Genomic DNA, 12,744 nt, shown 5'->3' with positions numbered 1-12,744 from the left:
AATGCAACAGGCACTTATTTGCGCCTGACGCTGCCGGGCTTAGGTGCGTTCTCATTGCCCAGGGTCTGTACTACTTTCTGAATGGTGCCATCCGGGTTGTAGAACAGCTTATCCACGCACACGGAGCGCAGCTCGCCTACGTGGCCGGACAATACGGCATTATGATAGAATGCCCACCACTGGCCTTTGTACTCCACGATGGAACCGTGATTGGTGTAGCAATCCGTGGGGTCCATGTAGATGCCCTGGTAGGTCCAGGGGCCCAGCGGGCTTTTGCTGGTAGCATAGCACATCTGGTTATACTTGCCGTCCTTATCATGGTTATTGGAATAAGAAAGATAGTAAGTGCCTTTGTACTTATGCACCCAGCTGGCTTCATGAAAATCCACCAGGCCTTCCATGGGCTTCATTTCTCCATCCACCTCCATCATGTTGTCTTTCAGCTTGCCGCCGCGCGCTTTGGCACCGCCACCATAGTAGAGATAGGCCTGCCCATCGTCATCCACAAACACGCAGGGATCAATGAGGCTCTCCAGGCCCTTGATGTAGCCCTGCACTTTAAAATCCTTTGCAGGATACTTGCTGGTGGCCACCCCTATCTTCCAGGTGCTGTTCCATTCCGTACCGCTGGGGTGCGGGAAATAAAAATAGTACGTACCATTCTTGTAGGCACAATCCGGCGCCCACATAAAACCGCCTTCCTTGCGGCCCCAGGGCACCTGGCTGGCTTCCAGGATCTGGCCTTCATCTTTCCAGTGGATCATGTCATCCGTGGAAAACACGTGGTACTTATCCATCAGATCGCACCCGCGAGGCGGATCAATGTCGTGGGATGCATACACGTACAGGCGGCCGTCAGCCCAAACGTGTGCCGACGGGTCCGCGGTGTACATGTGCGTTATGAAAGGATTTTTCTGTGCAATGGCTGCCTGTACAAACAGCAGCAGTATGGTGATAACACGCAGTCTTCTCATGGCAATAAATGCTTGTTTTAATTACTTAACGTCTACCTGGAAAATCTCGGAAAGGTTGCTGGATTTAAAGCTGTCGTTGAAGCGCACGCCTACCCTTGCGTAGTAGGTGCGTCCACGTTTCAGGTTACGGATCTTCAGCGTGAAGGTCTTGGTGGCCATCGTTTCGTTCCAATCTGCGTTGATAGATTCAAAACAGCGGATCTGTTCACTGCCATCCAGGCTGCCATCCGTGTATTGTGAAATGGTGGCACCAGCACCTACATACTTGTCCACATTAATGTAAGAACGTACATCAATGATCTGTGGAAGACCTGTCTTTACGGGCGGATCAATTTTAAAATTCATGGTCAGCGTGGTAGTATCCAGCTGCCAGGTAAGGCCCGTGATATGCGCGTAAGGCGTAATAGTGAAGTCATGACTGGTCATGCCGTTAATATCCAGTTCTATCGGATCTACCGGCCAGAATGCCCCACCATAGGGCGTTACACGGTAGTGTCCTTTAAACAGCTGGGAATCTTCAAACGTGCCATCCGGCTTTGAAGGAATATATTGCGGCGTGGGCGTAGCGCTCCAGCTCAGCTCTTCCAGCTTTATCTGCATGCCGCCAGTCTCGGTGAGCACGTTTGATTTACCACCAGCGGTAGCATCTACCAGGTTGCCCTGGAAGCCGGAATCAGGGCCTGCCAGGTTATCGGTCTTGGTGCAAGCCATCATGGCCAGCAGGGAAAGGCCCAGGAAAATGGATGCGGTCTTTTTCATATCAGGAGCAATTAATAGTTCGGATTATTAGGATACAGGTTGGGATTCTTACCCAGCTCTCCGCCGGGAATGGGCTCGTAGTACCACTTCTTGTCGAAGGTGTAGGAGCGCTGGTAAGGTTCCACTTCCCGCAGGAAGATGTATTTTTTCTCGTCATACACATAGTAAGGCAGCAGCGCGTGGTACTTGGTATTGTCCAGCAGTTTGTCTGCAATGCGCCAGCGACGCAGGTCCCACCAGGTATGCTTTTCAAAGGCCAGTTCTATGAGGCGTTCATTGCGTACGGTATCAATGGTGATGGTGGCTTCATTGGCGGCAGGCGCACCGGCACGGTCGCGCAGCAGGTTGATGGAGGCCGTGGCATCTGTCTTGTTACCCAGTTCCATGGCGGCTTCCGCACGGTTGAGCAACACTTCTCCGTAGCGCATGTCTATCCAGCTTTGCGTGCTCATATACAGGCCGCAGGCAGACTGATCGCGATTGTAGTCCACGTATTTCCTTACATAAAAACCGGTACGGGTCAGTTCATCACCGCCGGTCCATACGCCGGTGAACCCGATCACACGGATACCGTTCGGATCATTCTCCGGGTACAATTGCGCCGTGGAACCGGAAAGGATACGGTCTTGCGCATTGGGTGGATTAGTGCCCAGTTCCGCAGCGGCAGTACCCGTGAAATGTTTGTAAATGCCGCGCTGCACATCAAACGTACGGCCACGCAGCGTAGCGCCGGGGAAGTAGATAGTAGCCAGCAGGCGGGGTTGCAGGCCCTGCATCAACTCCGCCGTGGTATTGAAGCGGCGGGGCGTACCATCTGCATTGGTAAGCGGCAGTGCACCACCAAAACGCTCCACCAGTTCCATGGTAGGATAAGCGCGGGAAAGGCCATCCGCCGTCATGTAACGGCAGGTCATCGTGGCATCCCAGCTATGGGCGGTATTGGTAGTAAGGGAATAATCCTTCACGAGGATGTTCTCCACGCTGGAGGGGTCCAGGAAGGCATCCACGTAATTCTTCACTTTATCGGGATAGCCTTTTTTGTACAGGTCATATTTACCTTCCAGCAATTTAGCGGCATCAAATGCCTGCTGGAAAAATCCATTGGCATCTGCCGCAGGAATGCCTACAAGGCCCTGGTTGCGGGCATCTCCGGCCACGTAATTTACAGAACCATATTTGGCAATACAGCCCGCATACAGCATGGCCCTCGATTTCAGCGCAGCGGCCACGTAGCGGTTTGCGCGGCCACGCACGCTGGTTTCCGGCATCAGCAGGTAAGCACTGTCCAGGTCTGAGCCAATGAATTTCCATACATCTTCTTCCTTATCGCGGTGCACCTGCAGGTCTTCAATGCTCTGGGCAGGATAGTTCTGCACCTGTTTGATGATGGGAATACCACCATATCTTTTGGCCATTGCAAAATAGAAGTATGCACGGCAGAAGTAGGCTTCACCCAGCCAGCCATTGACCTTGGTCTGGTCAAAATTCTTTGCATTGGCCGGCAGGTTCTCCAGCAGGTAGTTCACCGTGCGGATGTTATCGTAAGGCCAGTAGCCAAAGCCCTGGGCGCCATCACCGGTACCACCGTATGGGCCGCACAATTCCCCGCACAAAGCGCCGGGGTGATAGAACTGTTGCCAGTCGCGGCCAAAGCCGGAACCTTCCGGTTTGTAGAAAAAATCTTCAATGGGCAGTGCGCGGTACAGGGTGGCCATGTAGGCAGTCACCCCCGCTTCGCTGTTGAATACGTCCTTATCCTGGATCACGTTCAGCGGCGCAAGGTCCAGGCTGTGGCAGGCTGCAAAGTAAGTGCCTGCAAAAGCTATTGATAGTATATATAAGATCTTCTTCATGTTGTTCCAGTTTAGAAAGTAACGTTGGCGCCTATACTAAAAGTGCGGTTGTTCGGGTACTTGTACCCACCCAGTGAGGCGCTCCAGTCCGCGCCATCCGCCACCTTACCGGGGTGTTCCGGATCGGCATACTTCAGTTTCGTGAAAGTGAAAAGGTTGTAACTGTTCACATACACCCGCAGATTGCCAATGCCCGCGCGGCTCAGCAGCTTATGCGGCAGGGAATAGCCTAGCTCCAGGGTCTTGATGCGCATGTAAGACGCGTTCTGCACCGCCTTCGTACCTTCTGCAATGGGCGAGCCCATGGCCGGGTAGTAGCCGGGTACCCACACCGTGTTGGGATCAAATTCATCCGCCTTCGGATCGGCGGTATGCCAGCGGTCCAGGAACTGTACCAGGGCGCTACGGTTATACATCAGGGGCTGGGCCAGCTGCTCATCATACTGCACATAGAACTGTGCAGCGCCTTGCAGCAGCACGTTCAGGTCAATGCCGCGCCATGCCGCACCAATATTCACACCATAGTTTACCATCGGGATGTCGCGCACCGCAATGGGCACTTCATCTTTGGCGTCTATCACACCATCGTGGTTCAGGTCCTGGTACCAGTAATCGCCTGGTACGGCGCTCTGGTTACCGCCACCGGCATTCACATCGTGATTGTAGATCTGGTCATAACTGGTGTATTGCCCGCCATATTCCTTGCCCCACCAGATATTGGTATAGCGGCCGGACTGCTGGTTCTTCCAGTTCTCATAAGAGTTACCTGCGCGGGTTTCAATGCGGGTACGCCACATGGTGCGGGTGGAAGCAATGTTAGCACTGATGTTATAGCTGAACTCACCGATGTGGTTGCGATGGCTCAGCGTTACTTCCAGGCCCCGGGTACGGTCGCTCTCCAGGTTTTCCAGGGGCAATGCGGTGCCCACGGTACCGGGCAGGGTGGCATTCCTGCGGGCCAGCAAGCCGTCGCGGTTGCGGATAAAGTAGTCGAAAGACGCGCCCAGCAAGCCTTTGTACAGGTCCACGTCAATGCCCATGTTCAGGGTAGTGGCGGTATACCAGGTCAGGTCCGGGTTTACGGCGCCCCTGGATTGCAGGCCATTCACGTAGTTGCCGCCAAAAATATAGCCGGATGCGGGGTAGTTATAACCGGAGATGTACTGGAAACCAGCGGCACCATCGTCACCGGTTTTACCATAAGAGGCGCGCAGTTTCAGGTTGCTCAGCACATTGGGCGATACGAGTGAGCGCATAAAATTTTCCTCGCTCACGCGCCAGCCGGCTGATACCGCGGGAAAGAAGCCCCACTGATTACCGGTTTTGAATTTGCTGGAAGCATCATAACGGAAGCTGAAGTCCATGATGTACTTCGTATTGAAATCGTAACCCACGCGGCCCACCACAGCTTTCGTGGTCACTTCACTGAGGCCGTTGGGGTCCTGGGTCGCCTGCTGGTTCACGTCATCACCGGCAAAGAGGTAGGGAATGCCCAAAGAGAACTGGCGTTGCGCCGCAAAGTTGTCATTCGTGGTATAGCTTTCTTCATACAGCAGCAGGCCGGATACATTGTGCTGCTGTGCAAAACGGTGGTTATAGTTCAGCGACAACTGGAACAAGGTGGATTGATTATTCCAGTAGCTGCGGTTCACCGTGGAAGGCGAGTTCACTAACGTAGGCAGGTATACGTTGTTCTGGCGGTCGTAGTCATACAGGTTATAAGCGTTGCGCACCTGTGTATTGTCAGAGATGTTAGTACCGTAATTGTACATGCCTTTAGCCGTAAGGCCCGTAATGCCCGGCACATCATACTCCAGGCCCAGTTGCGCCTGCAGGTTCTTATTCTTGTAGGTTTGCCCGCCCACAATGTCGGAATTGGTGATCACCACGGGGTTGGCGTTATCCGGTTCAATGTGCGGGTAGTTCGGGTCACCGTTTGCATAGATCTGGTCCGTAGGCATAGCGCTCCAGGTATATTTGAACATTTCCCATACACCGCGGCCACCGGGTTGATTCTTGGTATCCAGGTAGGCAGCTGTGAGGATCTGGGCACGCAGGCGGTCTGTAATGCGGGCATTGATATTGGAACGGAAATTCCAGCGGTTATAATTCATGTCACCGCTTTTGAACATCCCATCCTGCTTAAAGTAGCCCAGGTTGAAAAAATAATTCACCTTTTCACTGCCGCCGTTCACACTCAGCGTGTGCTGTGTTTCCGGCGCAAAATCGCGCATGGTGGCCTTTACCCAGTCAGAAGATTGCAGGGTACCGTCCTGGTACAACTTGATGTTGTCATCAGAGAAATACGGCGCCGTCATGTTCACATAGTTCTGGCCAAAGTCGCGGCGCTGCGCCTCATTCTTCAGCATCATGAACTGCAGTGCATCCACGCCCTTGGGTGCGTTGAGGAATTGCTGCCAGCTCTGGTTGATGTTGTAGGTAATATCAAACTTCCCGTTGGGATTACGGCTGCCTTTGCGGGTGGTCACGAGGATCACTCCATTGGCCGCGCGCACGCCATAAATGGCTGCGGTAGCGTCTTTCAGCACGGAGATATTATCGATCTCGTTAGGGTCCATGCGGGCCAGGTCGCCACTGCCACGGGGCACGCCATCAATTACGATGAGGGGGTTGCCGAAGCCACGGATATCAAACACGTTGTCGAACGCGCCGGGCTCACTGCTCTTTTGCAGCACGCGCATGCCGGGCACTTTCCCGGTGAGCATGTTGATCACGCTTTCATTTTTGGTCACCGCTACTTCACTGCCTTTCAGCGTGGAGATGGCGCCGGTTACGCGGGCCTTGGCCTGGGTTTGTCCATACCCGATCACCACGATATCACTCAGGCTGCTCACGTTAGGCTGCATGCGGATCTCGATGGTGGCCTTATCCCCCACCACCACTTCCTGCACGTTGAAGCCAACGTAAGAGAATTGCAGCACTGCCTCTTTATCAGGTACGGTAAGCGTAAACTGGCCGTTGGTATTGGTGCTGGTACCGGTGTTGGCGCCTTTCACCCGCACATTCACACCAGGTAGCGGCGTACCGCTGGCGTCGGTTACGCGGCCTGTCACCGTCACCGGTGGTGCGGCGGGTTCCGGCTTTGAAACGGCGGGCTTGTTCTTTAATACCACGGTTTTACTGATGATGTCAAACGAAAAAGGCTGGTCTTTCATGCAAAGCACTAACACATCTTCCAACGCGGCGTCTTTTACATGAATGCTCACAGGACTGGCGCCGGCCAGTGCCTGGTCGTTATAGAGAAAGTTATACCCGCTTTGTTTATGTATTTCCCTGAACACCTTTTCCAGCGAAACGTTGGTACCAGACAACGTGATCCTTTGCTGTGAGAAGCCAGTGGCGCTGGCTTGCAGGAAAACAGCAATGGACAGGAAGAATGTTAATTTCATAACGAGGATCATTTTTGGCAGGCAAAGCACAGGCATGCGCCTCCCTTTGCATTGTGCGTACAATTGCATACATTAGAGGAGTTTACGTTTTGAATTAATAATTCTGGCGAGAATGTTAATACGGAACTGGACTTGCCAGGAACACTTCGACCTGTTCCTGGTTTTTTTTGCGTGGAAGTTTACGTTTTCATGTGTGGCGGAATTAGGAATTGTTTGGCTGATAAATGCGTTTTTATTTCATAACGGTGGCTGTTTTCTGATCTACGCTGAAATGTACGTTGCCGGCCAATTGCAGCATCTTAAATACTTCCGATACGTTTACATTCTTGCTGATATTGCCTGAGAGATAAATGTTCAGATCGTCTTTATAGTTAATGTCCACATCGTACCAGCGCGACACCTGGCGCATGATCTCGTGCAGGCTGGTATGGCGGAATGCAAACTCCCCGTTCTTCCAGGCAAGGGCCACTTCCAGGTCTGCGGGCCGCACCAGTATTGCTTCCTGGCCCAGTCCCCCTCCCGGCGGGGAGGTTTCCAGCACCGCTTCTTCACCGGGTTTTAACCTGGCTTCGTGGTGCGCACTGTTCACCTGCACGGCGCCATCCACCAGGGTGGTGCGCACTGCTGCTTCATCTTCATAGGCCATCACGTTAAAGCGTGTGCCCAGGTCCTTGATCTCCAGGCCGTTCACCTGCACCCGGAACGGTTGTTTGGCGTTGTGGGCCACTTCAAAATAAGCTTCCCCTTTCAGTACTACTTCCCGCACATCGCCGGTAAAGGCGGTGGGATATTTTAAAGAAGATGCCGCATTGAGCCACACCAGGGTGCCATCCGGCAGTGCTACCTGGAACTGGCCACCACGGGGTGTTGTAAGCGTATTGTATGTAACCGGCGCGGCAGCGTTTTCACTTTTATACGCCAGCGATCCGCCCTGCTGGTGCACCGCTGTGCCACCCTGTTGCAGTACCTGGTGCCCGGTACTATCCAGCGTTACCTGGGAACCATCGCCCAGCGTAAGTATGGCCTTGTTGGAACCAGGAGCCGCGTCATGTGTGCTAGTGGTATTGCCTGCAGTGACAGGCGCAGGCGCACGCCGCTCCAGGCACCAGTACATGATCCCCGCGCCCAGTGCCAGCAGTAGCATGGCCGCGGCAGCGTACTGTATGTTAAAAAAAGGCCGGCGCCGTATTTCCTGCGGAGGGGTAACGATGCGGTGAAACATGCGGTCCCAGTCTACCTCCCTCACGCTTTCGTCCGCGTCCATCCCACCAAATTGCTCATCCAGCAAGGTTTGCAGTTCCTCGTCGCTGGCGCCGGGAATGGCCGTGTACAACTCTTCCAGTTCCTCCCGCGAAATGCGGTCTGTAAAATACTGTTGCAGCAGGTACTGCAACCGTTCTGGCTGTAGGGGCATGTCCAATTTTTAGTTGAGTGTATAAACGGGCTACTGCCCGCTGTATATAATGACGAATGTGGAAGCACACCATAACCGGGTTTTTGAAAAAATATTTTTATCCGGGGTTGTGGCTGTAAAAGAACCGGGGGACGACCCCAGAAAAGCAACCCGCAAATGCCGGCCATAGGACCTAAAACAGGCTGCCATGGCCGCATTGCGGTCGTATCAGTTTAGCTATAAATGGGAAGAGGTTATTTGAAAAGATATTCCCAGGCAGTGATCCAGAAGACCAGGGCCATGAGACGGGAATGCTGGCGCAGGAAGGTACGCACGTATTGCAGTACTTCCACCAGTATATTGTTGATGCGGCTTTTGGAAAGCCCCAGTTTCTCTGCGATCTCCAGCTGGCTTAGTCCTTCGCGCCGGCTAAGCTGGAACACCAGCTGTTTCTGCTCCGGCAGTACATGCAGGGCTTCCTCTATCAGCCGGTTATACTCCCTGGCCTGCAACTCCTGCTCCAGGCTATGGTCTTCCTCACCGGCAATGCGGCTCCACACCTGGTCCAGCAAATGCTGGTCCCTGGCGGCTTTGCGCAGGTAGTCCAGCGCCTGGTTGCGTGCAATCACATAACAATAGCGGCCCGGCTTTTCAATGAACGGCAGGCTTTCCCGATGATTCCATATCTTCAGGAAAGTGTCCTGCACAATCTCCTCCGCATCCGACCTGGATTTAGTAAGGCGGAGCACAAAAGTGTAGAGCAGCGGTGTGTAGTGATCGAAGAAACAGCGGAACGCATCCTGGTCGCCCTGCGCGATCCGGTGCAATAATACAGGTTCATTATGTAAAGCGGTTACATACAAGTGCGACGTGGAATTTGAGATAAAAATAGGGAAAAAGCGGATATAAACAAGCTAAAAATGCCAACGTTTGCACTATGCGTTTTATATGGTGAAAATTTTCATTTTTCAAATGGAATATTTTCAACTACCTTCACTGGGAACCCAAATCACTACACCATGGCCCTGTCCACTTCCCGCGGAAAAAAGGCGGCCTCCGTAACAAAAACAGCCACCACACCCAAGCCGAACAACTTAACCTGGATCAGGAATGACAAGCATGGGCAGCTGAAAGGCAAGTATGATAATATTACCGGGCCACTGCAGGTGATCGTGCGCGTGGCAAGGGCCGGCGTGGACACAGACGTGTTCTACAGCTTTGCCAGCATGGTGGACATGCCCGACAAATTACTGGCGGAGATGATCAACATGACAACCCGCACCCTGTCTAATTACAAGGAGCAGCAGAAAATGCTGGAACCCACCAAGGCAGAGCATTTGCTCAAAGTCATCACGTTGTTTAAAAAAGGGGAAGAGCTGCTGGGCAACCTCACGGAAGTTAAGAACTGGCTGAACAAACCCATGTGGAAATCCAAAGAAAAGTATATTGACTGGCTGCATACACCGGGTGGCGTAGACCTCGTATCACAGGAGCTGGATCGGATGGCAGAGGGCTACTCACTTTAAATTATTCCGCGCATGTTAGTCTACAGGATCGTACATAAAAAGTATGCGGGGCAATTATATGCCAGCGGGTTCAGTGGCCGTTTTAATTCAGAAGGAAAGAAAGTGATCTACACTGCCGGCAGCATTGCACTGGGCATGCTGGAAAACCTCGTACATCGTAATGGTGCGGGCTTTAACGAAGACTTTCGCATCATGGTTATCTATGTACCGGATACATTGGAGGTGCTGTATATCCAGAAGCAGGACCTTCCCAAAAGATGGAACATTGACCACGACTATACACTGACGCAGCCGCTGGGCGACAGGTGGTACGATGAAGGGCGCTATCCTGTGTTAAAGGCGCCTTCCGCTGTAGTGCCGCAGGAGTACAATTACATATTGAATATCCAACACACGTTATTCAAAGAGATCAAACTGGTAGATACCTTGCCATTCTTCGCAGACAAGCGCATAGACGATATCATCACCCACTACAAAAAATAACCATTCCAATAACAAGGCGGCAAGGTGCAGCACAGTCCTCCATCTTGCCACCCTGCCCCTACTGTACCACCACATATTTCTTTTTCATTTTATCCAGGTACCAGACCCCCAGTACCATCAAGACCAGCACCACGGGCGTTTCCACCGTTTGCGCCACAGGATAGTGTGTAGCCACCTTGGCAATGAATGCAGAGATAAGGCAGATACCAAATCCCGCATAGATCCACTCCCGCACGCGATCCGGCGTTTGGGGAAACAATAACAACATGGCGCCGGCGATCTTGGCCAATGTAAGCTCTATCCTGAAATATTCGGGAAAACCGAATGCGGCAAAGGCCTCTGCATGCGTACCGGAAAACCAGGCACTGAATAACATAAAGAAACTGATGCCCCCCGTAATTGCCCAATAAGGCCATGCATAATTTTTCATACTGTTTGTTTTATCAGTTGAATTTGAAAACACTTAATACAATGATGATAGCAAAGCAGGTAAGCTGCACCGCATGGAACCAGCCCAATGGGCGGCGCATGCCCGCTACCTGCTGTACACCGCTTTCATCTTTCACCAACCCACGCAAACGGGCCGCCAGCCTGCGCCCCACCAGGATGCCATTGGCAATGATGACCAGCACAATACCAAACTTAACCCGGAACCACACCTGCTCTCCAAACACGCCGCCGGTAAGCGCCATCATACCCACGCCGGAAAGAATGAGCAACAACATACCGGTAATAATGAAAGGCTGGAAAAGCGACTGCACCTGCAACACCGCCAGCCCATCTTTAGGCGCCGCCTGGAAACGCCGCCAGAATTTTCTGAACACTACGTAATCAATAATGGTAGTTCCTGCCAATAACGTGAGGCCGGTAAGATGCAGCACCAGGGCCAGCGGGTACAAGGTCTGAAGGATCATACAAGGAAAGTTTATTTCGTTACCGTATTATTTTCGTCAAAAGTATAACGATTTCGGTATAAATAACGGTTTTCGAAGCAATATTTTTATATTTACAACGAATCCGAAATAAATAACATGAACAAAACCGTAGCCCTGGTAAATGAGTGGGGAAAATTTGAAGCCCAGCACCCCGATGGCAGCCTTGAAGATTTTTGCCGGCACTACCTGGCCCACCAGGAGCAGCAGCAGCCAAAAGGCAAGCTGGTGGCGGGTGTAGTACCAGATGTTCCGGACGGTCTATTGTTGAAGATCATTGGGCGCATTCAAAAACTCAACCTTTATTATGCGCACCTGGCTTTGAAGGAAACCGAAGTAAACCAGCTGGAAGAATTTGGTATGCTCACCTATATCCACCAGGAAAAACACCCGCGCAAAACAGACGTGATCTATGCGAGCCTCTTTGAGTTGTCCAGCGGCACGGATATGCTGAACCGCCTGAAGGCAAAGGGCCTCATTGAAGAGCAGGAGGATAAGGAAGACAAGCGCAGCAAACGCCTGTCACTTACGCCGCGGGGGGAAAAGGTAATGGCGAAATGCAAGGCGCGCATCCTGCGCAATGCAAACATGATCATGAAAGACCTGAGCCAGGACGACAAGCTGTTGTGCATCCAGCTGCTGAGAAATGTGGAGATAAAGTTCTCTGCCCTGTGGCCCACGCACCGGAACAGTACGTTTGAAGCAGTATACAGGGAAGTGATGGAAGCATAAGTACTTTTATTTCACATGCTCCGGGCGAATGCCCATGCCAATGAAGCGCGCGGGAATGCGGCGCAGGTAAGGCCACCGTTTCAGGAGGTGCAATACCCATGGGAAATTATTCCCGGCACTGCAACGTGGATGGGTGAATGGTATACCATACCGGCAGGCCCTCCGCTGGCAATGCAACAGGTGGTATGCAGGCTGCGGAGCTCAGGATTGTTGCTCATACACACCCAGGAGTTTAACCGGTGCACGTAATTTCCAGGAGGCCGCCAGCATGGCTTTGAGGCCGGTATCGTCTATTTTGTTCATACGCACCAGCACGTAGGGTTCATAGTTCAGGTAATGATCCGTGATGTAAAATATATCCGGCTGGCGTTTCATAAGTGCGTTACGGTTTGTGGTGTGCACCACCAGGCTCACGCCGTCTTCTTTCATGCGGGCAAACAATTTCTTCTTTACGAAAAATGCCGGGGTACCATAAGAGGTGGCCTCCTCCACGCCAGGCAGATCCTGCACCAGGTTGCGTAGTCTTTCCAGGTAAACAATGCTATCGATGTTCATGGAAAAGTATTTACCTGAATGTACAGAAAAAAGAGGAAATGGAGGAGTGGGGAAATGCAGGAGGATGGTACGTTTGCGAAGTAAAGTAATCGTGTACTTGCCCTATACAGGCACTCCTTACGATACG

The 12,744-nt window shown here is 52.3% G+C and carries 12 protein-coding genes; 3 read left to right on the top strand and 9 right to left on the bottom strand.

Annotated elements, in window-relative coordinates; all coding sequences use genetic code 11:
- Positions 1–14: 14 nt before the first annotated feature.
- From DCC81_RS12245 to DCC81_RS12220, 6 genes are all read right to left on the bottom strand, one after another.
- Complete coding sequence (locus DCC81_RS12245) at positions 15–974, bottom strand: family 43 glycosylhydrolase (protein ID WP_108686912.1); 960 nt, start codon at positions 972–974, stop codon at positions 15–17.
- Between the two features lie 21 nt (positions 975–995).
- The gene (locus DCC81_RS12240; RefSeq protein WP_108686911.1) at positions 996–1,733 is read right to left on the bottom strand and encodes a DUF3823 domain-containing protein; all 738 of its coding nucleotides are present in this window, start codon (positions 1,731–1,733) and stop codon (positions 996–998) included.
- A gap of 11 nt (positions 1,734–1,744) precedes the next feature.
- On the bottom strand, positions 1,745–3,586 hold the full coding sequence (locus DCC81_RS12235) for a RagB/SusD family nutrient uptake outer membrane protein (protein ID WP_108686910.1): 1,842 nt from the start codon (positions 3,584–3,586) through the stop codon (positions 1,745–1,747).
- An 11-nt stretch (positions 3,587–3,597) separates the two neighbouring features.
- Positions 3,598–6,996: a TonB-dependent receptor gene (locus DCC81_RS12230; RefSeq protein WP_240612971.1), complete on the bottom strand. Its 3,399-nt coding sequence runs from the start codon at positions 6,994–6,996 to the stop codon at positions 3,598–3,600.
- A gap of 232 nt (positions 6,997–7,228) precedes the next feature.
- Positions 7,229–8,410 carry a FecR family protein gene (locus tag DCC81_RS12225; protein ID WP_108686909.1) on the bottom strand — a complete coding sequence of 394 codons (1,182 nt, stop codon included), beginning with the start codon at positions 8,408–8,410 and terminating at the stop codon, positions 7,229–7,231.
- Between the two features lie 233 nt (positions 8,411–8,643).
- Positions 8,644–9,216, bottom strand: a complete 573-nt coding sequence (locus DCC81_RS12220) for an RNA polymerase sigma factor (RefSeq protein WP_165806560.1) — start codon at positions 9,214–9,216, stop codon at positions 8,644–8,646.
- A 192-nt stretch (positions 9,217–9,408) separates the two neighbouring features.
- On the opposite strand from DCC81_RS12220, the gene DCC81_RS12215 reads away from it, so the two are divergent.
- Together DCC81_RS12215 and DCC81_RS12210 are read left to right on the top strand one after the other, a co-directional pair.
- Positions 9,409–9,915, top strand: a complete 507-nt coding sequence (locus DCC81_RS12215) for a DUF2384 domain-containing protein (RefSeq protein WP_108686907.1) — start codon at positions 9,409–9,411, stop codon at positions 9,913–9,915.
- Between the two features lie 12 nt (positions 9,916–9,927).
- Positions 9,928–10,398, top strand: coding sequence for an RES family NAD+ phosphorylase (locus tag DCC81_RS12210; RefSeq protein WP_108686906.1), 471 nt, complete (start codon positions 9,928–9,930; stop codon positions 10,396–10,398).
- A 58-nt stretch (positions 10,399–10,456) separates the two neighbouring features.
- On the opposite strand, the gene DCC81_RS12205 is transcribed toward DCC81_RS12210, so the two are convergent.
- Both DCC81_RS12205 and DCC81_RS12200 read right to left on the bottom strand, forming a co-directional pair.
- Positions 10,457–10,828, bottom strand: coding sequence for a DoxX family protein (locus DCC81_RS12205; protein WP_108686905.1), 372 nt, complete (start codon positions 10,826–10,828; stop codon positions 10,457–10,459).
- A 13-nt stretch (positions 10,829–10,841) separates the two neighbouring features.
- Positions 10,842–11,312 carry a DUF2214 family protein gene (locus DCC81_RS12200; protein ID WP_108686904.1) on the bottom strand — a complete coding sequence of 157 codons (471 nt, stop codon included), beginning with the start codon at positions 11,310–11,312 and terminating at the stop codon, positions 10,842–10,844.
- 117 nt (positions 11,313–11,429) lie between these two features.
- On the opposite strand from DCC81_RS12200, the gene DCC81_RS12195 reads away from it, so the two are divergent.
- Positions 11,430–12,062, top strand: coding sequence for a MarR family winged helix-turn-helix transcriptional regulator (locus DCC81_RS12195; protein ID WP_108686903.1), 633 nt, complete (start codon positions 11,430–11,432; stop codon positions 12,060–12,062).
- A gap of 201 nt (positions 12,063–12,263) precedes the next feature.
- On the opposite strand, the gene DCC81_RS12190 is transcribed toward DCC81_RS12195, so the two are convergent.
- A complete protein-coding gene (locus DCC81_RS12190) occupies positions 12,264–12,617 on the bottom strand; it encodes an MmcQ/YjbR family DNA-binding protein (RefSeq protein ID WP_108686902.1) in 354 nt (117 codons plus the stop codon).
- Positions 12,618–12,744: the final 127 nt, after the last annotated feature.

It is taken from the genome of Chitinophaga parva (assembly GCF_003071345.1).
Taxonomy (GTDB): Bacteria; Bacteroidota; Bacteroidia; order Chitinophagales; family Chitinophagaceae; genus Chitinophaga; species Chitinophaga parva.
Note: the sequence above shows the minus strand (reverse complement) of the source record. Positions and strands in the feature narration are given on the sequence as shown.

Excerpts from the sequence above, each read along its gene's own strand:
- DCC81_RS12190 (WP_108686902.1), bottom strand. The coding sequence starts at position 12,617 with ATGAACATCGATAGCATTGTTTACCTGGAAAGACTACGCAACCTGGTG.
- DCC81_RS12210 (WP_108686906.1), top strand. The coding sequence starts at position 9,928 with ATGTTAGTCTACAGGATCGTACATAAAAAGTATGCGGGGCAATTATAT.
- DCC81_RS12235 (WP_108686910.1), bottom strand. The coding sequence starts at position 3,586 with ATGAAGAAGATCTTATATATACTATCAATAGCTTTTGCAGGCACTTAC.
- DCC81_RS12215 (WP_108686907.1), top strand. The coding sequence starts at position 9,409 with ATGGCCCTGTCCACTTCCCGCGGAAAAAAGGCGGCCTCCGTAACAAAA.
- DCC81_RS12200 (WP_108686904.1), bottom strand. The coding sequence starts at position 11,312 with ATGATCCTTCAGACCTTGTACCCGCTGGCCCTGGTGCTGCATCTTACC.
- DCC81_RS12230 (WP_240612971.1), bottom strand. The coding sequence starts at position 6,996 with ATGAAATTAACATTCTTCCTGTCCATTGCTGTTTTCCTGCAAGCCAGC.
- DCC81_RS12225 (WP_108686909.1), bottom strand. The coding sequence starts at position 8,410 with ATGCCCCTACAGCCAGAACGGTTGCAGTACCTGCTGCAACAGTATTTT.
- DCC81_RS12205 (WP_108686905.1), bottom strand. The coding sequence starts at position 10,828 with ATGAAAAATTATGCATGGCCTTATTGGGCAATTACGGGGGGCATCAGT.
- DCC81_RS12240 (WP_108686911.1), bottom strand. The coding sequence starts at position 1,733 with ATGAAAAAGACCGCATCCATTTTCCTGGGCCTTTCCCTGCTGGCCATG.
- DCC81_RS12245 (WP_108686912.1), bottom strand. The coding sequence starts at position 974 with ATGAGAAGACTGCGTGTTATCACCATACTGCTGCTGTTTGTACAGGCA.
- DCC81_RS12195 (WP_108686903.1), top strand. The coding sequence starts at position 11,430 with ATGAACAAAACCGTAGCCCTGGTAAATGAGTGGGGAAAATTTGAAGCC.